Below are 18,634 nucleotides of genomic sequence, written 5' to 3'. Positions count from 1 at the left end.
TTATTTTTCCTCCTTCGTATAAAACATGAAATTGACTGAATACATTGGCCTGTCCTTATCATCCAGCCCCAAATAGATCGGCGGCTGCATGGCTTTGCTTGAGAACACATGAGTCTGGCCGACCTTGTAATTTACTTTACGGTGAAACAATTGCTCCAATCTTTTGGCGAGCGCCTCCGTTGCGGCCATGTTTGTCGGTAAATCCTTATACGATTTGCCCTTCACGATCACCTGGAACGTCGGACGCTCTGTAGGCACATACTCATGCGGTGCATACCCGCCGGTCCCGAATACGAAAAGGCAAGGCATCTTGAATTCAGGAAGTTCGGCCGGAATAAAGTTTGCATCCGGATAAACGGTGAAGCCGGCAACCGTCAGGAATGCAATCAAGTCGCTTGCGAGCATACATCACCCCTCCAATAGCTTGGAGAGTTCTTCCAAAATGAGCTTTTCGTTCATCTTCAAAGCGTTCTCCAGATATTTTTTTCCTGGCATATAGCCACCGTGAGCCGGCTTGCTCCTGGTCTTTTCCCCTGGAGTCAAAACGACAAGTTTCCCTGCCTTCGTTTTCCGGAATCCTTCATGTTGAACAACAGCATAATCATCAACCTCCGGGCTCGTGCCAATGTCAATATATATACCGGCAATGGTTCGCTTCACTTCGCCGACGATAAGGGCCGCTTCCAGATCTCCCTCATCGATTGGCGCCAATCGTTTTGCATCGGCGATGACCTTCAAGGCCAGCCGGGTAAGTGTTTCATCCAGCCGCTGATCAATCTCTTTTTCCAGCTCATCCAATCTATTGAGAATAGACCCAAGTCCTTCTAGCTCAAAACTAAAGATTTTGCGGCCGGCCATAGATGATCACCTTCTTCACATCATCGGTTCCGAGGAACTTGCGTACTTCGAAATGAGCCACATCACAGCGGATCTCTAACCCGAGCGTATTAGTGTACATGAAGTAGTCATCGAAACCAATCGGAATAGCGCCTTCGACATGGATTTCGTAAGCGATTTGTACCTCTTCGCCGCGGGCATTCCGAACCAGCCGCTGCTCTTCGATGACCTTGGCTGCCCTAACCGTGCTAGTCGGCGGTAATGGCCGCCCCCAATCGTCTACCTCGGAATGCCAATGTGTCACCTCTGCCGGGTATCCAAAGATACTCATACCAATGCACCGCCATACTGCAACTGTGCCGCCTCTGCGGCTTCCTCCTCAGCCAATTCATCGGCGGTAGAGCCAAGCAGCGCACGCACATCAGGAGCCACGAGAGACCGCTCACCGTCTTTGTAGCTGATGGATTCGCCATTGTCGGAGACGGTTTTAACGTTGTGCTTCTGGTACTTCAATGCCGGATCAATGCCTTGCAACTCCCAAACAGTTTGGTAAGCAACAATCTCGGCAGTGAGCACAACATCAGGGTACCACCTAGCGAGGTTTCGCTCGGCCTGCTTGATAGCAACCGTTTGCCGTTGTTCTGTCCCACGATCCCAAGCTTCTGTATCGAGCATGTTGGCCGCGATCCAGTCGGCTACTTCTTGCCTATCCATTCCAATCACCTACTTTTGTTCGGCAGCAGCGATTTCTGCAGCAAGCGTTTCGGCGTCTTTTTCATCGACGCTCTTGATGCCTAGTTCAGCGGCCCTTTTGCGGAGTTCGGCCAACTGTTCAGCCTCTTTCTCTGAAATGCCTTCCTTCAGCTTCGCTTCACCGAGCCGGCCGGCATTCGACACGCCCAGCGCTTTAGCACGATCGCGGAGCTCTTTCAACTCGTCTCCGCCCGCATCATCTTCTTCCAGCGGCTCGATTTCCTTGGCGACTTCTGCAGCAACAAGCATCTTGCCGACTTCATCATCCACCTTGCGGATTTCATCGCCCGACTTCTTCCAGTCTCCGTTGTATTTCACAGTACCTGTGATTTGCAAGTCCACTTTCTTCACCCTTTCCGAGTAATTAATGAAAAAGAAAAGGAGCCCTCAGAAGAGCTCCTTACAGAACCTTTGCCGATACGACCGAATCAGCCCAGGCAAACGCCGGGAAGTTCAGCGCGACGCCAGCTGTCCGCAACCGAATCGGGTTCTTAGTTACGTCACGGAACACAAACAGACCCATGTCGCCGGTTTGCTCAGCCTCGATCTCGGCCATCATTTCCTCTGTCGTCTTCGCCCACAGGTAGTTACCCAGCGGGCCGTCAGGCAGGAGAATAAAACGATCTTCTGGCACCATTCGCACAGTCGTAAAGGAAAGTTTGCCTCCGGTCAGGGCACGGTCCTCGGTACGAGCCTGCGTGTCATAGGCAGCCAACGTCGGGAACTCCATGGATTCGAAAACAGTATCCAGTTGAGCCTTGGTAAGCTGCGGAGGCTGGGCGTTGCCGCTCGGATCGCCATGGTAGGCCTTTCGGATCGACAGGTTCCGGCGAAGCAGAGTGATGATCTTCTGCGATGTCAGCGCCCGGCGAAGACGGATGCCCTTGGCTCTCCATTGGTCAACCCAGAGCTGAATATCATCCAGCGGCGTGGAGTTAATGATGTCGCTCCAAAGGTCCGTTCCGGACAGCACCGGCTTCTGCTCGGTTGTGTATCCGAAATCAACATCAACCTTCACGTTTCCCTCGGTATAGACTACCTTGCCGCTCCAGATGGAGGTCATGGCGATCCATTCACGACGCGCGCGGATGGCGTCAACGGCATACTGGGCATCGTTCAGCTGCCGATTACGCAACTGGTTGCGCTCCTCATTACGTAGACCATAGCTTTGGGAAGCCTGCAGAGCCATGCGAACAAGCTTCTCATCCATGTAGCGACCGCGCTGAATCTTCGGAATCTCAATACGGGATCCCTTCAAACCTTCCCGGGATCCATATTCGACTTCGGTACCAAGCTCGGCGATCTGGGCCATGACCGGCAGCCGGGGCGATTCTTCCTGGATAACATCGACCGTGAGCTCCGCAGTTTCCCGTGGTGGAAAAAAGAGCGGATGCAGGTACTCATTGGACACTTCGAGGTTACGAGAGTAGACCAACAAATCTTCTCCTGTCAGCGCCTCCTCGAGCGTCAGATCAATGGGATCGTCGGCGAAAGTCTGGAGATCAAGTTTATAGCGAAATTGTTTTTTCTTCGTCATTCGTTACACATTCCTTCCTTTGTTTGATATTAGGCAAATACAATATGCGGCATCTTGCTGCGCAGCGTATCATCCACCGTTACTGGAATCCGCTCCGTGATCACCTTGGCCACTTCATAGCCGCCGACTACATGGTCGCCGTATTTGACATTGACCGTACGCTTCAGGATAACGGTCGGGTTCTCGCTGCCATCGGACCCGGCAGGGTCATAGGGGACAAATTTGCCGGAAGCGGTAAGCTTCGCCATTGGCATGCCTTTCTTGATGATCTTGTCGCCGTTTCCGTCAGCCTTGACAGCAGCAGAATCAATCGTGATTCCGTTCGTTACCTCCCGGATCACTTCAAACGATGCCAAAATTTCGTATTCATCCTGGACAGTAACTCGCGGTCTTGGTTGCAGTCTCATAATTACATTACCTCCTTATTTTCTTGCCCAAGGGTCGTTAACGGTTTGCCCGCTGATTGCCCCACGGCTTTTAGCTAAATTGATGATTTCCTCATGACGCTTTTTCTTATCGGTCGAACTTGTACCACCAATATTGGCGCCAAAGCGGCCGCCCCCAGGCTTCACTATAAGAAGATGTGGTTTCTTCTTGGCCAGGTCTTCCATTGCTTCCTTGACACCTTCTAAGTCGCCCCGGTCATTCTCTTTGACCTTAGAAAAATCGCCCAGAGCAAGCGCATCTTCCCAATCGGCAAACCCGAGTTCATTTGCCAACACCTTTACCTCGGCATTTAGTAAGCGGTTGAAGGTCTTTTGATTCTGTTCCTTCTCGCGCTCCTTGATTTGCTCATCAACCAGGCGGCTGACTTCCGCAGGGTCAAGTTTCCCGTCATCCTTCTTGTCGCTTCCTGTATCCTTTTTCAGCGCGGCTTGCATGGCCTCGACGGAATCAAAACCCAATTCCTTAGCCAGAGACTTTTGAGCATTCTTCTCGGCTCTGGAAAGCCGTGACTGAACAGCAGCATCAAGTTCAGCTTGGGTAAACGTCTTGCTACCGTTTCCGCCATCGCCACTATTGCCGCCATTGCCACCGCCTTCGCCCCCTTCTCCACCTTCGCCGCCAGCACCGCTGCCCTCGGCAAAAGTCTGCAGATCCAACACTAATGGAAACCGTCTTGCAATATATTCGCGCATCTTTATCCTCCTGTTTTACGTCCGGGTGGACTGTCCTCGAATAGCAGTTTTATGTCATGCCACGGTTTGGACAAAAGAAAAAGCTGACCGCAATTGGCCAGCTTAGAAAACAAAACGCCCTCGCTCTAATGCGAAGGCGTGTCAATATTCATATGTTTTCCCTTGGTATGCAACGGTTCGAGCCGATGGATCAACCGACATATGCCCCGATGCGATACGAGCAATGTGCCACCACCACCGCTGCGGCGGCTTCTCAAAAAAGATGCCATCAGCGTCACCGTATGTTGCAATAAAGTCGCTGACTTCCTGGGCACGCTCAATGAATGCTCGGTCCAATTCCACAACTCGCTCGAGTTCCTGCGGATTTAAAGTCGATTGTTGCAAGGTGTCGCGACTCACCAGAGAGAACTGCAATTCCGCAATACTGAGCAGTTCACCCGTTGCTGCGTCCTCATAATTATTAATTTCATTTTGCACCATCCTCGACCTCCTTCACAGTACCCAAATACGTGTATCCCTTATCAAGGGTTAAATAATTTCTGTAATCGCTCGGCTTATCAAGTGGAAATGCAGTCTCCATCATGCCGTCCTGTCCGAGAATTGTGATCCACTGTCTACCGTCACCGAATACATAATAGTCCTGTTTGAAACCTTCCAGGTGATATCGATAGACTTGGCTGTTTGGTTCCTTTACAAGCTCGGCTATCTTACCTTCATATTCTCGTAACGTCCAGTCTGATGGAACATGGTTTCTCTTTATGCGTTTCGCCAGATGTGATTCTGCCAGTCCTTGCTGCTTCCATGTCGGCCCAGCCGATAACATTGAATCTTTCACCATTATAACATTTTGACCGTAGATTTTGATCGCCGCAACGTTTTTTGGCAGGCTTTGTTCCCTATTTACTACGTTTGCCCTGCGGTAAAGTTCCTGCAAATCCTTATACGCCTGCCCGTCTCTGGCCTTAAGGCTGGCAAACCTGCGAAGATCCGGCGTATCGTTTGGCAGCACAGCTTTGTATCGCATCCATTGCTTGCGTGTTTCATTCTTACGTGACTTGTCCCGCTGGATCTCATTGTACCGTCGAATGTTCGCTTCAGTCCGGTTGTCGGTAAACGGCCTGTTAGAAGTGGCAATCATTCGCTCGACTTCTTCCGCCGTCTGGTATTCCTCAATCCAAGCACTGATAGAATGAACGCAATGCGCATGATATGGCGGTCGAATTTCAAGCTTCGGGAAGCGGGGATCCGCTCCGCTAATGCTATACACCCGCCCCTGGTACTTGGCGCAGTATTCGCAGGTGATTCCTACAAAGTTCACATAGACCAAGTCGATCCCGTTCTGGGTGATCGTATTCTCGGCCCCGGTGACGTGTGCCTTCCGGAGATTATACTGCACGACGCCATTCATATACTTGTCCGCAGGGATCCGGGCGCCGTTCTTGGCCACAACGCCGGTGATGCCCTGCTCCGTCATGCGGGCGACTGCTTCCTTCGTTGCTTGCCGCCGGCTGACACCATCGGTAAGCATCCGCTCGATGGCCGCCCGGGCAACCTCTTCGATCCGTTGTTTAGCGTCCATACTCATGTTGTCAGTAGCTTCGAGGATACGAAAAAAGGAATCGTCCATGATGGCCTGGACGGCACGATGATGAATGATGGGTTCAAGCACAGTGTTGATCTGCTCTTTCGGAATGCCTTGTATAAGCATGCTGCCAGCCGCTTCACGGATCCCTTCCTTGTATGCCTCTCCCAATAACTCGGACATGCTTATCGCTGCACCGTCGGTAAGCTCAGCTAGGATTTCGTCGACTTGCTGCAACAGCTTTTCTTTGCGGCGTCGACTGTAACTACCTTCCTCCAGTGATCGGATGAGCTCGAGTAATCGCTCACCTGCCAGAGTGTAGAGTGCTATTAGCTTTTCGGTGTCCGCCATCAGCTACCACCCAGGTTCACTCGAGGCGGCTGCGTATAGGTAGGGTTCATGCTGCCAGCAGCTTGTTCGTCCGTGATCTTCTGAATCTCGGCCTCGATCGCCTCCTCGGACCAGTCAGGATGCATGCGGCGCACCGTAGTCTCAAGCGACTGAACTCCGCCGGAATACTTCTCTATTTCCTCGGTATCCTTCTCGCTCGTCGCCTTAGGAAGCATATCTCCCCACTCGACAACAGGATCAACGGCCTTTAATGATGCGCCGCCCAGAGCGTTCTCCAAAATCATGCATTTACGGATGGCGTCCTTAATCGCCGCGTCGAACTTCGACTGGATTGCCTCGGCTTTAATGACCGATTGAATCCATAAGTACAGCAGTGCAACGCCTGAATTCCCTTTTGCATCCTCCAGCCCGGCTGCCTGCGGTGAAGTCTTACTGATCACAAGCATGTACTTGATCAACCGGGTGACGTGTTCGAAGCTCTGCTGCGTTTTCGCGTCCCAGGTGATGTACATAGGAATGGCGCCATTGTTCTCGTTGTAGCTGACAACTTCGAGATCTGCATTCCGGACAAAACGACCACCATAATTTTTATAGTTGTCAGTAGCGACGGTATCCCATAATCCCTTAGGAATTGCCAACTTCGGCTTCCCGTGCTTCTCGAATACGATGCTGTCCCGGGTGATCGTCCAGTTGATCTCCTCCTGGATACCATCGATATTCCGGAGAGCTGACCTCCCTCGAGGATGGGTCAGAGTTTCGTCATTGGTGATCGATCCGCATAGCAGCTCCTTTACACCAGCAAGCACAGTGTTCTCAGGAATTTCAAGGCCATGGTCTGCAGCGTACTCCTCTATATCAATCTCATCGCTGACATTGTCGCCTTCCATTTTGAATACCAGCTGCTGAATGGCGAGCCCGGCAGAATCAAGCCGCTGCCGTTCCACCCGGAGGAAGCGGTCTTTCCGGTCGTTTTCACCCCATTCTTCGACCCATGCGATATCTGCACCGCGGCCGTCGTCGTGCGGCAAATACTTGTCACCCAGGACCCATTCGAACCATGTCGCGCCGGATTCGTCCCGGCGAGTACGGTAGGCTACCATTCCGTCAACCTGATGCTGCGTGACCGCTGCCCAAATTTTCTCGTTCGGCTTACTGGCTGCGACGACCTCGGAAACAAACTCAAGCTCCGGACCTTGTTCCGTGTCCGCCGAGATGTTCCCGAGCGACCGGTTCAAGAGATCCGCAGGGACCTCGACGATAAGGCTGCTGAAGTTGGCGACGATGTATTGATTATCAGCGCTGAAAACCTTCTCTACCTGCCGCCATGATCGAACGCCTACGCGGCGCCGGACCAGCCGCCGCTCCTTTGTAACCGATTGGGCTCGCGGGAAGATCTCAGCATGCTCGCCCTCGTACAGGAGCCGATAATAATGCATCAGACCAATCTCCAGGTCGTACGGCGGCGGTGGAAAACTCCTATTTGTATAAACAATCGTCAGGTTCATCACCTTCTTTCAAAGCAAATAAAAAAGCCACTCAAAAAAGAGTGACCAATACCACATCACCAGCCCGCAGGCCGTTGGTTGCTGTATACCATCTCCGGACGCCGCAGCGGCTCTGCAGCATACCGCAATGCGGCCATCGCGTCGTCCATGAAGTTAACCGGCTCGTCCAAATATAACCCCGTCTTCTTGTCCTTCCTCCATGACCACTGCTGAATTTCCTTGATAGTGTTGACACAGTCAGGATGGATGTGTATCTTCCGCTGCTTCAGGTAATCGATCTGTGCCTGAACGCTGCCGGGCTCCTTGACGACAGCCGTTGCGTTGTAGCCGGCATTCTGCCACATCTGTATCCGGTCCGGCTCGGCGGAGTCGCAATACATAGCCAGATACTTGCTCAGCCCCTTTCGGTCGGCGATCTCAATGATTTGATCCGTTGGAAGCTCATGCACGTAAATCTCGTCGCAAATAAAAAACTCACCATCTTTAACGCCGACGGTGAGAATCGCATTCGCATGATTGAATCCAAAGTCCTGGCCATGATGCATACTGTCAAACATTTCGAACGACGTATCAAAATCATGGATGATATAATTCTTGAAGATCAGTCCACCAAGCTCGCCCCACTCGCCCTCGCCGTAAATCGCATAGCCTTCCGGATCCTCGATCTTCCGGCGCTCCATCCGCCGATAATATGCAGGGTCAATGAAGCGGTTCTGCCGATACGTAGAATGATGCGTCAGCACATCCGGGCTCTCACGATCGAAATACTTCCGCTTGATCCAGTGCTGCGCCGAAACCGGGTTGAAGGTAAAAGTGATCTGATAGTATAAGTTTGGATTCAGTAGCACACCGCGCAGCCGGTCATCGAGGATATCGATATCCGATTCCTGCAGCTCTGTAGCTTCCTCCACCCATATCCAGACCAGCTTGCCGTGGGCAAAGTTGATGGACTTAACCTTTTCCCGGTCCCGAACATCGTTCATTCCACGAAATATGATCTCGTTCCCAGTTACCTTGCTGCGGATCGTCAGCGGTGATCGGAGAATTTCCCAATATTCTTCCGCCCGCTCTCCGTAGATCCGGTTGATCGCCCCGGTGAGTTCGGCGAAAGTACTATTCCGGTTGGTTTCGTTGACCTTACGGACGCATAGGAGATTCGCGCCAGCATACTTCGGATCGCCAAGCTTAAGAATGTAGTCCTGTGCAATGTTGACTGACTTCCCGGAACCCGCGCTTCCGCGGAGAGCTCGATAACGGCGCTTCGATCGATTGACCTCTTTAAAGTGAGCATTGAACTGGACCTTAACAGCTGCGGCAGCACTCATGATGTATCATCCTCTTCGTCATCGCCGTAATCAACAATGATATGAAGCGGTTCTTTGCCGGTCGATCCCTTCTTCAGCTTCTCGGCTTCGGCAGTGGCCTTATCAACATCCGCCTTCGTCTTCTCGATGTTCAGTTGCATCTGCTCCAGCTTCAGGCGGCGCTCGTCGTCCTCATTGGCCAGATCGATGAACTGCTTAATGGAGCTGCGAAGCTCCGCCATCGCCCGGGATTGGGCGTTAAGGAATGTTGCTTGGCGATCCCATGAGAATTGGAATTCGTATTCCTCTTCTGTGACTTTCTCTTCCAACTCTACTTTGTCCTTACCGACATCATGAATTTCATATTTCCGCTTCTTCAGTTCCTTAATCATTTCGTCTTTGCTCTCGACGAACATGATCTCCTGGGCCGAAATGATGGCCGTGTATTGAATCATAATCTGATCCCATAGCATGTCGATCGGCGAACGGTCCGCGATCTGGTCCATGATCTCAAGTGTGCGTTCCGGCAGATATTTCCGAAAGAATCCATGTGTCACGGCGTGATCGTTACGATGCGGGCCGCCGGGACCGCCCTTATTACCTTTCGCATTCTGGTTCCCTGGCGGAGCACCGCCGCGGTTTCCCACGGCGTTTTTGTTCCCTTTTGGGGCGCCCCTAGCTTTGGAACGTTCCGTATTTTTCAATGGAGCGTTCCGTTCATTTGATCGGAGCGTTCCGTTAAACTTTGCTTCCCATTTATCCTTGGACTTCCACCCTCGGACCGTGCCAGCTGAAATGTCGAGTTGATCGGCAATGTCTACAAGGTCGATCTCGCCCCCGCTTGCCTTCCATATTTCAAATGCCTCGTCGCGCCTTGGGTCTCGTTGTCTCGCCACTACATTATCACCACCTCCGACATAAAAAAGCGTGCTATCGTGGCACGCTTTTTTATGTTAATCTCGAAACATTTGGATTGCTGATATAATAGTAATCAACTTGTAAACGTCTGTATTTCTCCATTCAGATGGATTATCCCGACCATGAAGAACTCTATTCCTATTTAACAACGGTTGACGTGGTTTAGAAAAATCATCTCCCCTAAACAACCCGTTTTCTAGTAAAGAGATAACCGAAGCCCCCATAACATATACAAATCCTGTAGGCCCCCACTTACTTTCAAAAGATTGCTGAGCATTTCGGATTAATTTTTTTCCTATCTCACCACTTTCAATACCGGAAGCAAGTTCGTGTTCAATTGCAGATATTAATGATGGGATGACAGCTTTGAGCATACCGCCTTCAAATGCTTGAAAACACTCTATATAAAAATCTCTCCATTCCTCAGAACTTGAGGAAATAATAAACCTTTTTTCATCGTTATAAAGCCGGAAGCCATCTTCTTCAAACATTTTTACAAAAAGTTGATCTCTTACTTCCTGAGTATCGTCAGTACGTGCGATTTCTCGATAAGCTCCAAACGGCATTTCGCTTGATAAGCACCAACCATACTTAGCGTTGCTTTTGCACTCTTCCTCTAAATTTTTGGTGAATTCCCCTAAATCTATTTTAGGAAACTGAATCTTCGGGAATTCTATTTTTGGTATGTTTACTCTAAATGACTCAGCCAGCTTTCGAATCGCATCTTGCATAGGGGCGATGGAACTTAAATAAACCCTTTGGAATTCCCCTAATGCTCCCTGATCGATCTTGAACGTTTTTTTCAATTCATCTTTTCGTGTTTTTTCGGAATCCATATCACTACCCCCAAGCTTAAAACATATTATCTTCCAGTATCCGACATATTCTTAACACTGGTCAAGGAATGATATTGTAGAAGACGCAGCCCCCGGCGCTTACTCTTTCCGATTCGTCGGAAGCCTGCAGACAAAAAACAAAAGCCCGGATTAGAACTCCGGACTTTCGATTGATCAACATATGTGATTATGCCATCAGGTGGCGGTTGGCCCCATTCGGCGATAGTAGCCGCTACCGCAGCGCGAATCATGTCGCTGCTGAGGTGCTGCGATTCGTTGCGGAAGATAGTACACTCCCACGCTTGCAGAGCGTCGTCTCGAATCCCCGACCAGGTTACCCACACTGCATCACCGGCTGCCGTCCGAAGGACAAGATTACGCCCGGGGCGTGTGAACATCGGATGACCGACATTCTGCCGAGAATAATGCCGATCGGCGAGAAGGCGGCAAGCACGGTCACCCTTATGCGTCACCAGCCATGGGCCATAATCAGCCAGATCGAGCATCGGCTGCTGCATGAAAGGCCGCCTCCTTTGTGTTGAGTTGGTTTTGTGAAGTGATTAGGCATTAACTCGTCACGAGACGCACAGAATACCACCGCGCTGACGCTCTGTCATGTTGGCACCACAAATGGACATTCAGAACATACGTGCCTAAAACGAGGCGTGTATCACGTCGTGTAGGTAAAAGAATAAGCACCGGTTAAGGTGCTTTCTCCGCGATTTTATTCAGCTTTACTAATAATGTCTTTTATTGTTCTTACTCCCATTAGCATTGAGTTAATAAAGTTTTGGCAAGCCTCGAGGTCGTCCTCTTCTTCAACAAGATAATGAACTAATTCAAATAAATCGCCTTCTATTCCCATTAGGATAGAAAATATATTTTCTTTGTCTTTTCGTTTTATTTTTAAATCTTGAACTAACAACTCATTAAAACTATCAATTTTTTGCTGTAATAATATTTTCCGGCTTTGGAAACTTAATTCGTTTGATTCCTTGTAATGATGTCCCCAAGGGAACAAATGAATGCTTTTAAAAATGAAATGTATCGAATTTATATCAGATTCAATTCCATTGATTAACACGCTCAGCTTAGTAAATAGATTCGTTGACTTTCTTCTACTAATAACAAAATTAAATAAAGACAAGGCAAGTGCAAGTAAAGATATGACAATCGTTATATAATCTTTTAATTCCACAGAACTCCCTCCCCCGTCATACTTCGACATCAGGAAGGATTTCCCTTCTTAATACATCGTTGTTTGCTGCAAAACTGCTTCGTCCCTGTCCACGATCCCCAAATACACCCTTTGCACTTGTTGGGCTGCCTCAGCTCCAATCGAGGACGCCGTAGCTTATTACGCTTCCCGGCCATGTCTTCGTTCACCTCTGTTTCTCGGCTGCTCCGATCTACCATATGTCACCTTAACTAGCCATTGAAGGATTTTCATACAATCACGCTCCGTTTCGACAAAATAAAAAAGCCGCTCCAGGAAGGAACGACTTCGATTTATTTATGTAATTGTTGTGCAATGAGATCCGTTAGATCGTTGCGTCCGTACCCGGCCGCCGCAAAATTGCTGCGCTCTTTGCTATAAAGATAACGTACTTTGTAACTAGATACGTATGACAAGACCATTTTAACGAGCTGCAGAAAACGAAGTCAAAACCGAGTTTAACGATCTTCCCGAAAATTCGGTCTCTTTGCACCGTTTTCCTATCAATTGCACACTATTTTGATATTAATTTCGAAATGGTTTATTCTGTAATTAATGATTACTGAAAGGAGAACTATTTTGAATATTACTAAAAAATTATCTGGCATAGTAATTTCCTTAATCGTAGCATTCGGACTTCTTGCATTAACTGTTTATGCTGTTGGCACATTTCCAGACAAAGCACAGCAGATCGTTCCCTTACTCAAATAATAGAAAAGGCAGGAGAGGTACGCCCCGGTTCATCGCCGCATTCATGCAGCCGTGCGTGTCATTCCCGCCTTTTTCTATGCTTACATACTAACATGGGAAATCCGTCATGTGGTGTTCAACTTGTGGTCATGTTGTGTTCAGTTCTTGGTCAAAAACTCTATCTAACTATGATTCGCTATCCTTTGATGCACTATTACATAAAATCATGTATAAAGGGGAAGATCTATGATGAGGTGATATTTATGAAAAAAACACTTAGCATTGCAGCAAGCCTCATTATCGGAACGTCGCTGTCATGTCAGTCCGCAGCCGCTTTACCCCCAAAGCAAAATCAGGTAGAAAAAAAGGACTCTATTGAGTGGGTTGCATTATGGGAATTTCCTAAATCCAGGGAAGGACAACTCGAACGAATTTTAACAACTGAATTACAGAGGAAAATTTTGTTTGCTCTTCAAGAAAAACAATACTTAATTCCAGGAGTCAAAAATATATATAGCTTTGATCCGTTTAAAGTGACTAGTATGAGACAAACCGACGGTGGATTTTATGAATTGGATCTAATCGCGAGTTTTCACAAGGTCACCAAAAATAAAATCGACAAAGAGGCAGTAAAATATCAAATTACGTTCCGGCATAATTATGATCAAGGATTTGTAGTTACTAAGTTGAATAAAATTAAATAAACACAATAGCGGCAAATTAATCATTTTAGCTTGCCGCTATCTTTAATATCCATTAAAAATCTGCGTTGTCTTGTTCAAAGAATCCCATCAACTTAAGCGAGTTGGCCATGCTTTTCACCCCGTCATCGATTTTTCGACGAATAGTACTGTCAGACATACTGTGACGGAAGAACAGCACTGTCTCCTTAGGCGAATAACCTTGGATATATCGGTATTCAACCGCCCGCTTCTCATCAGGATCTTGAATAAGCCCCCAAGCTCTTAATAGTTGTGTAGTGTAAAACTTATATTGCTGATAAACCCAACGCTGCTTCTCAATCATAATCGTTGCATTAGCTGTCTTATCCGCATGAAGGTCTTCCTGATCAATGCGGCGAGCCACTTCCCCATCAATGGCCACCTGCTTCAAATCCTGTTCATTTTCCTCGAAGTCTCGCATCAAAGAAATCATACTTGTATATTTCCCGAGCAGGAACTTTGTACGCTGGATCTCCTGCTCTGATGCCTTCGGAAAAAGCTCCCCCTGTTCCCACGCCATCGCCATTCCCCTCATTCCCCTTTGTGTGCTATATTTGAATGAGAATGAAGGAAACATTTACCGATTGACCCCCGCCCCGGCCAAGGATATGGGGGTCTTTGCATATTCATTTTAAGTATTTTCCCCAACGCCCCTGCTTCGGAGCTGTAATCTTAAACGGAAACTCATTCTGCGGTTCTGGCGGCTTGTCCGCGCCGATCACTTTTAAGTGTGCCTCGATCCGCTCGGGCGTCCATACTTCACACTCAAATCCTTTATCTAGCACCGTCGTGCCCCCTGTCGCATTAATTTTTTTCCATCAATTTTAGTTCGAATGTAATTCCTGTCCCATCAACTTGAATAGCCTTGCAACCTTGCTTTGTATAAGGAATCCAGAAATTCAACTGCCAACCATTCTCTTGTTGGTCGCCTCTCTCATACCCAAGCTCCTCCAGGAGTTCTCCCAAGGTGTATGGATTAAGCTCTGTGTCACTAAAATCAACCTCCAAGAGAATATCAGTGTCTTTTGGATTTGAATCCTCTAACTTTTGGATGAATTCCTGGACAATAGGAGTATATTTCTCCCGAATCTTCTCTGTAAGCGTATAACGGTTTGCCATGACTATCCTCCTTTAAAAAAGTGTTTACTTTACATACTCCCAATTCCATAGCCGCTGCATGCCCTTGGCCGGGATCGGATCCTGCAGCTGTTGGACGTCCGTAAGCTCCCAGGCATAGCGGCCGTCTGTGTAATCTCCAAAAAAGAATTCTTTAGTATTTTTTAAAGCTCCGGCCCAAATTAAGACTCTTCCGTTGGGATAATGCAATTTAACAGGTTCAATATCGCCCCCCCAATCTCCCAACCTTTCAATTCGACAACACTCGGTCAAATTGGCTACGGCCACCACTGCTCCTGTCGGCAAATTATCTGCCGTATAGCCATGCTTGGACAGTACGCTGCGAAAAGGCTCCTGTTGGCATATCTCCCTATCCATCTGCTTGCCAGCATGGATGGCCAGTTCTCCACGGTACCTGGTCGCCCAACCACGGGTTTCAAATTTCTTTTCTTCAAGAGCGATCAGTGTCGCCCAGGGCTGAATAATCGTTATGGCTTTCAAGGGTTGTCCCCTCCAATCGATTTGAACTGCCCGATATCTTCACCGTATACTCCCATGTAAGCCTCTCGGTCATGCTCCCAACAATGACGGCACATGCGTTTTCCAATTGCCATATCAAACATGTGAGGATTACTTAACTCCGCCGCCGGCTCGTCACACCAATCACATTTCATCAGCTCCGGCAGGCTTGAAACCCATGCTGTAATCTCTATAGCGAGCTGCCTGTTATCCGTAACCTCGGCATACGCCATTAATGCCGCCCGCGCCGCCGAATCATTGGCCGGCTTAAGCACGAAGGAGGCGCCTACCAACTCCTGCCCGGTCTCTCGGTTGATAATCTGGTATTTGTTATAAAGTCCTGGTTCGCTCATAACCTTCATTGCTCCCTTCTTCATTAATACCAAGGCCATAACGTGCCTGGTATCTAGCAAAATCATCCGTGCAAATGTCCAATATGTTCCTAAGGGCTGCCTTCATTCTCAGAACATCTTCTCTACTTGACCTATCTCTGCTTCCGGGAATGTCGTTTTTATCAATAACTTGAATTGTTCTCGGCCCCTCCCCTTTGGATATGAAGCCCTTCTTAACAAGCTGCCCAAGAAGTTCAAACACGGTCGAAGATGAACTGTAATGCATGTGATCGGCGATCTCCCTCACCGTCGGAGGATACCTCTTATTGGCCACGAATGATTTTATGAACTCCAGTGCCTCAGCTTGCCGTTGGGTTAATGGCTTGTTGGTCATCGTGTGTCACCATCCTTTTAAAATAACTCCAGTTGCTCCGGTTCCACTTGCTTAACCGCTCGAGGCACTGCGTACCTGTCCCAATTAGCCGCTGGCCATGCCCTTGCGCCACTCTCAGTCCGATAGTAGACAACCTCGGTGCCGCTTGGGATTTTGGCGCGAGCTACAAATCTAGCCGGGCCGGATTCGATCGTATGGATATCATGCGTCCAGTCACCAAGCTGTGAGCTCCTTATGTCGGCCAGCAGCGACATACATTCTTCGTGCGAGAACTGTCTGGTCATGTTTCTCCCCCCTTGAAATGGCTTAACGCCTTCCCTTTCCATTTCGCTTTCTTTCGCTAATTTTCCGATATATGTCCGCCATGATTATGCCGGTTTTGGTTAGTTCAGCATCATTATGGAGCAAGCCTTTTCTATTCAAGACTGAAAGTTGGCTCTGTTTGATCAGAATCAAGTTATCCAAATGAATGTTACGTTTGTTCTGATCTGCAAAGATAATTACGTGACCTTTTGGAATTGGGCCATGCTTTTCTTCCCAAATCACCTTGTGCTTATGTCGCCATCTTTTGTTCCAAGGGCCTTCATCAGAAACTTTAATCAGCGTATATCCATCACGATCAATTCGTTCATAACCAACAGGTTTATAATTCGAAGGCTTATGACCTGGCTTAAACGAAGTACGATTACCGCCTACATTGTATAGTCCCTTTGTTCCTTTATTTGCCGGAGTAAACCCTTTTGGGAACCGAAAATCCAATCCACTTACCAAACCGTGATTTTTTTTATACGTATTCATTTGCCTAGCCGTGATCTGTAGACCAAATTTTTCATTGACTAGATCAGCGAGTTCTTGATTTAGTCGGCCCTCAACATTTTGCCTGATGAACTCCTTTTGCTCTAGTGTGAACAAACCTTCATCGCCGGTTGTGCGTTTCCGTGGGACATTACTTTTTATCTTATGGTTTGCCTTAAAGCTTTTAATTTGTCCCTCAGAGATCTCAGTTCCAAACCTGTTATTAAACAAATCAACAATTTCAGAATTATACCTGCCTTGGGCTATCTCACGAATATAGTTTTTCTGCTCATCCGTCCAGCGATGCATCAGCTGCCACCTTCTAGCATCTTAGGAATCTTAGTGTCCGCATTCATTCGATCGTCTGCAAGCTTCCTGGCCTCCAACACCAGAGTTCCGTTTGCAATGATCTGAGATGCTACACTCGTGACAGCCTTGGCTCTACTGATTTCATCAAACAACTTTTCCCCGGATAATTCTTCATCACTTAGTCGCTCAAGTTGAGCAAATAAGTGATTATTCAAATCCCCCAAAGTGTTCTTCATGTCCTACACCTCACAAAAATAAGATCATATGTTTGGTTAAAGGGCCGCAATGGGCCCTTTTTATTTTCAAACGCCTGGTTACGCTGCCCCGCCGTCTTTCATCATCTTAGTTACTCGCTTCTTATACACAACATACTTGGAATTAATTTGTGAGCTCGGTACGCCGGCTTCCTTGGCAATCTCTATCCATGTCTTGCCCTCTTCCTTCCGGCGTTTCAAGAATTGAGGAAAGTCAAACGGAATATCTTCAAACATCGGCTGCTCCTTCAGGATGAATTCTTCCAGCTGCTTTTTATCGACCTCTGGAACAGTTTCTGAATCAACTGCAGCTTCGTGAGAAGGTTCTCCATTTTGCTCACTTTGTTCGCCAAAATCCATTTCCTGATCGCTAGTCGATTCGTCCTGCATCCAGTCTGGAATGTCAGAATTATTTTGCTGATCCATCGCATTGAGTAATTCTTGTTCGTATTCATCTGGCTCATCGTCACCTTGTTCCAGTCCTGCTTCAAATAACTGTTGCTGATTCTCATCTTCCTCTTCACCATCCGGCTTCTCGACCTTGGTAACCACGCCGGAGCTGTCAGTGGTAACGTAGCGACCTGTATATTTTTGATACATGGCATCCTCATCTTCACCGAAATCAAGCGCTGCCTGCGGATCACCGAGGAAGACATTTATTTTTTCCCCTTGGTTACTGCTAAGGAAAACCAAATGTTCCTGGGCAGACTTCAAAGGAATAAGCAGTTTCACCTCGACGTTTGTTTCTTTGATGCTGATACCCTTCGCAATTTCGGCAGTAAATTTTGCGTGATTCTTCATAAACATATCCCCATCACTTTCCCCTCTATGAAAAATTATGATAACTCCTTGATTTTTACTTCAATCCTTGGCCGGGCGCTGTACCGCTTCCGTGCATAAACCTCAACAACCTGACTGTCATCCCGCCAAATTACGCCCTTAAGCGCATCCTTGACCCCTTTGAGGTAATTGTCCACGTCTGGCTTAGTCGTTGGAGTAAGTTTCCCCTCTTCGGCCAGCGCGGCTTTTTTCCTACTGAAGCTCTTTGGTGTAGATCTATAAACCGTCAAGACCATTCCGATCGGGCCTTCTAATGGTACTGCCGGAGCATACTCCGTAGCGGCCAAACGAACATAATCCTTATAATGTCGGGATTTCGCAGGGTCATACGCCTTTGGGAACCCTCCCGCCGTGCTGAACTTTGGCCTTCCCTGCGCGACCGGTTCGCCGTAAACGGTGAACTGAATCATATGGATCTCCCTCCCTCCGTGCTGCCCCCAGCAGCACATAAACCTCACCGATCAACTCGCCGCTGTCGTTATATATCAAGTCCCAGGGCACATCTTGAAAAAATGGATCTACCAATGCTTCACTACACACGTTTACCGCCCCCGATCGTGACGGTGAGCTCGAATTCTTTCATGCCCTCCTTAATCTCCGACAATGGAACTTCCGAAAAGTTCCCGATCAGTTCCGACAGATCCGGCTGCCGACCAGTCCACATGTATGTGTGTCGCATATACTC

At 48.3% G+C, this 18,634-nt stretch carries 30 protein-coding genes; 2 read left to right on the top strand and 28 right to left on the bottom strand.

The features are described 5' to 3' along the window. The 16 genes from GNP95_RS11120 to GNP95_RS11045 all read right to left on the bottom strand — a co-directional run bounded on the left by GNP95_RS11120 (position 1) and on the right by GNP95_RS11045 (position 11,960). Positions 1 to 405 (bottom strand): minor capsid protein, encoded by a 405-nt coding sequence (locus GNP95_RS11120; protein ID WP_155610942.1) that lies wholly within the window; start codon positions 403 to 405, stop codon positions 1 to 3. Between the two features lie 3 nt (positions 406 to 408). Next, entirely contained in the window at positions 409 to 858 is a 450-nt protein-coding gene (locus GNP95_RS11115; RefSeq protein ID WP_155610941.1) for an HK97 gp10 family phage protein, read from the bottom strand. After that, positions 836 to 1,168 (bottom strand): hypothetical protein, encoded by a 333-nt coding sequence (locus GNP95_RS11110; protein WP_155610940.1) that lies wholly within the window; start codon positions 1,166 to 1,168, stop codon positions 836 to 838. Before GNP95_RS11110 ends, GNP95_RS11115 begins: the two co-directional genes overlap by 23 nt. Next, positions 1,165 to 1,551 (bottom strand): hypothetical protein, encoded by a 387-nt coding sequence (locus GNP95_RS11105; RefSeq protein ID WP_155610939.1) that lies wholly within the window; start codon positions 1,549 to 1,551, stop codon positions 1,165 to 1,167. Before GNP95_RS11105 ends, GNP95_RS11110 begins: the two co-directional genes overlap by 4 nt. 9 nt (positions 1,552 to 1,560) lie before the next feature. Continuing rightward, the gene (locus tag GNP95_RS11100) at positions 1,561 to 1,941 is read right to left on the bottom strand and encodes a hypothetical protein (RefSeq protein WP_196427145.1); all 381 of its coding nucleotides are present in this window, start codon (positions 1,939 to 1,941) and stop codon (positions 1,561 to 1,563) included. Between the two features lie 49 nt (positions 1,942 to 1,990). Further along, complete coding sequence (locus GNP95_RS11095; RefSeq protein WP_155610937.1) at positions 1,991 to 3,127, bottom strand: major capsid protein; 1,137 nt, start codon at positions 3,125 to 3,127, stop codon at positions 1,991 to 1,993. Between the two features lie 29 nt (positions 3,128 to 3,156). Continuing rightward, positions 3,157 to 3,534: a head decoration protein gene (locus tag GNP95_RS11090; protein WP_155610936.1), complete on the bottom strand. Its 378-nt coding sequence runs from the start codon at positions 3,532 to 3,534 to the stop codon at positions 3,157 to 3,159. 15 nt (positions 3,535 to 3,549) lie between these two features. After that, positions 3,550 to 4,266 (bottom strand): scaffolding protein, encoded by a 717-nt coding sequence (locus GNP95_RS11085; protein WP_155610935.1) that lies wholly within the window; start codon positions 4,264 to 4,266, stop codon positions 3,550 to 3,552. Positions 4,267 to 4,407: 141 nt separating this feature from the next. Continuing rightward, positions 4,408 to 4,746 (bottom strand): hypothetical protein, encoded by a 339-nt coding sequence (locus GNP95_RS11080; protein ID WP_155610934.1) that lies wholly within the window; start codon positions 4,744 to 4,746, stop codon positions 4,408 to 4,410. Then, positions 4,733 to 6,199 carry a phage minor capsid protein gene (locus GNP95_RS11075; RefSeq protein ID WP_230873774.1) on the bottom strand — a complete coding sequence of 489 codons (1,467 nt, stop codon included), beginning with the start codon at positions 6,197 to 6,199 and terminating at the stop codon, positions 4,733 to 4,735. Before GNP95_RS11075 ends, GNP95_RS11080 begins: the two co-directional genes overlap by 14 nt. Further along, positions 6,199 to 7,635: a phage portal protein gene (locus GNP95_RS11070; RefSeq protein WP_230873773.1), complete on the bottom strand. Its 1,437-nt coding sequence runs from the start codon at positions 7,633 to 7,635 to the stop codon at positions 6,199 to 6,201. Before GNP95_RS11070 ends, GNP95_RS11075 begins: the two co-directional genes overlap by 1 nt. Before the next feature lie 125 nt (positions 7,636 to 7,760). Further along, positions 7,761 to 9,029, bottom strand: coding sequence for a PBSX family phage terminase large subunit (locus GNP95_RS11065; RefSeq protein ID WP_155610932.1), 1,269 nt, complete (start codon positions 9,027 to 9,029; stop codon positions 7,761 to 7,763). Next, positions 9,026 to 9,904 carry a phage terminase small subunit gene (gene terS / locus GNP95_RS11060; protein WP_155610931.1) on the bottom strand — a complete coding sequence of 293 codons (879 nt, stop codon included), beginning with the start codon at positions 9,902 to 9,904 and terminating at the stop codon, positions 9,026 to 9,028. The genes GNP95_RS11065 and terS overlap by 4 nt, the downstream gene beginning before the upstream one ends. A gap of 57 nt (positions 9,905 to 9,961) precedes the next feature. Next, positions 9,962 to 10,762 carry a hypothetical protein gene (locus GNP95_RS11055; protein ID WP_155610930.1) on the bottom strand — a complete coding sequence of 267 codons (801 nt, stop codon included), beginning with the start codon at positions 10,760 to 10,762 and terminating at the stop codon, positions 9,962 to 9,964. A 26-nt stretch (positions 10,763 to 10,788) separates the two neighbouring features. Then, on the bottom strand, positions 10,789 to 11,280 hold the full coding sequence (locus GNP95_RS11050) for a hypothetical protein (protein WP_155610929.1): 492 nt from the start codon (positions 11,278 to 11,280) through the stop codon (positions 10,789 to 10,791). 206 nt (positions 11,281 to 11,486) lie between these two features. After that, complete coding sequence (locus GNP95_RS11045; RefSeq protein WP_155610928.1) at positions 11,487 to 11,960, bottom strand: hypothetical protein; 474 nt, start codon at positions 11,958 to 11,960, stop codon at positions 11,487 to 11,489. A gap of 597 nt (positions 11,961 to 12,557) precedes the next feature. Between GNP95_RS11045 and GNP95_RS26435 the strand changes: the two genes are divergently transcribed. Both GNP95_RS26435 and GNP95_RS11040 read left to right on the top strand, forming a co-directional pair. Continuing rightward, the gene (locus GNP95_RS26435; RefSeq protein ID WP_269058964.1) at positions 12,558 to 12,689 is read left to right on the top strand and encodes a hypothetical protein; all 132 of its coding nucleotides are present in this window, start codon (positions 12,558 to 12,560) and stop codon (positions 12,687 to 12,689) included. Positions 12,690 to 12,931: 242 nt separating this feature from the next. Then, complete coding sequence (locus GNP95_RS11040) at positions 12,932 to 13,372, top strand: hypothetical protein (protein ID WP_155610927.1); 441 nt, start codon at positions 12,932 to 12,934, stop codon at positions 13,370 to 13,372. 52 nt (positions 13,373 to 13,424) lie between these two features. Here GNP95_RS11040 and GNP95_RS11035 read toward each other — a convergent pair whose 3' ends face one another. From GNP95_RS11035 to GNP95_RS26430, 12 genes are all read right to left on the bottom strand, one after another. Next, complete coding sequence (locus GNP95_RS11035; protein ID WP_155610926.1) at positions 13,425 to 13,916, bottom strand: hypothetical protein; 492 nt, start codon at positions 13,914 to 13,916, stop codon at positions 13,425 to 13,427. Between the two features lie 100 nt (positions 13,917 to 14,016). Then, on the bottom strand, positions 14,017 to 14,175 hold the full coding sequence (locus tag GNP95_RS11030) for a hypothetical protein (protein WP_155610925.1): 159 nt from the start codon (positions 14,173 to 14,175) through the stop codon (positions 14,017 to 14,019). A gap of 19 nt (positions 14,176 to 14,194) precedes the next feature. Beyond that, positions 14,195 to 14,509 (bottom strand): hypothetical protein, encoded by a 315-nt coding sequence (locus GNP95_RS11025; RefSeq protein ID WP_155610924.1) that lies wholly within the window; start codon positions 14,507 to 14,509, stop codon positions 14,195 to 14,197. A 24-nt stretch (positions 14,510 to 14,533) separates the two neighbouring features. Next, positions 14,534 to 15,007: an ASCH domain-containing protein gene (locus GNP95_RS11020; protein WP_155610923.1), complete on the bottom strand. Its 474-nt coding sequence runs from the start codon at positions 15,005 to 15,007 to the stop codon at positions 14,534 to 14,536. Continuing rightward, entirely contained in the window at positions 15,004 to 15,378 is a 375-nt protein-coding gene (locus tag GNP95_RS25750) for a hypothetical protein (protein WP_196427144.1), read from the bottom strand. The genes GNP95_RS11020 and GNP95_RS25750 overlap by 4 nt, the downstream gene beginning before the upstream one ends. Beyond that, complete coding sequence (locus GNP95_RS11010) at positions 15,356 to 15,751, bottom strand: LexA family protein (protein WP_155610922.1); 396 nt, start codon at positions 15,749 to 15,751, stop codon at positions 15,356 to 15,358. Before GNP95_RS11010 ends, GNP95_RS25750 begins: the two co-directional genes overlap by 23 nt. Before the next feature lie 17 nt (positions 15,752 to 15,768). Next, complete coding sequence (locus GNP95_RS11005; RefSeq protein WP_155610921.1) at positions 15,769 to 16,035, bottom strand: hypothetical protein; 267 nt, start codon at positions 16,033 to 16,035, stop codon at positions 15,769 to 15,771. 22 nt (positions 16,036 to 16,057) lie between these two features. Beyond that, positions 16,058 to 16,855: an HNH endonuclease signature motif containing protein gene (locus tag GNP95_RS11000; protein WP_155610920.1), complete on the bottom strand. Its 798-nt coding sequence runs from the start codon at positions 16,853 to 16,855 to the stop codon at positions 16,058 to 16,060. Beyond that, the gene (locus GNP95_RS10995; RefSeq protein ID WP_155610919.1) at positions 16,855 to 17,091 is read right to left on the bottom strand and encodes a hypothetical protein; all 237 of its coding nucleotides are present in this window, start codon (positions 17,089 to 17,091) and stop codon (positions 16,855 to 16,857) included. The genes GNP95_RS11000 and GNP95_RS10995 overlap by 1 nt, the downstream gene beginning before the upstream one ends. 78 nt (positions 17,092 to 17,169) lie before the next feature. Further along, a complete protein-coding gene (locus tag GNP95_RS10990; RefSeq protein ID WP_230873772.1) occupies positions 17,170 to 17,916 on the bottom strand; it encodes a hypothetical protein in 747 nt (248 codons plus the stop codon). A 29-nt stretch (positions 17,917 to 17,945) separates the two neighbouring features. Next, positions 17,946 to 18,359 (bottom strand): RusA family crossover junction endodeoxyribonuclease, encoded by a 414-nt coding sequence (locus tag GNP95_RS10985; RefSeq protein WP_155610917.1) that lies wholly within the window; start codon positions 18,357 to 18,359, stop codon positions 17,946 to 17,948. Positions 18,360 to 18,481: 122 nt separating this feature from the next. Continuing rightward, positions 18,482 to 18,613 carry a hypothetical protein gene (locus tag GNP95_RS26430; protein WP_269058962.1) on the bottom strand — a complete coding sequence of 44 codons (132 nt, stop codon included), beginning with the start codon at positions 18,611 to 18,613 and terminating at the stop codon, positions 18,482 to 18,484. Positions 18,614 to 18,634 lie beyond the last annotated feature (21 nt).

The organism is Paenibacillus woosongensis (assembly GCF_009725165.1).
In the GTDB taxonomy this organism is placed as follows: Bacteria; Bacillota; Bacilli; order Paenibacillales; family Paenibacillaceae; genus Fontibacillus; species Fontibacillus woosongensis.
The sequence above is the reverse complement of the archived record's forward strand: the minus strand, read 5'-3'. Positions and strand labels throughout refer to the sequence as shown.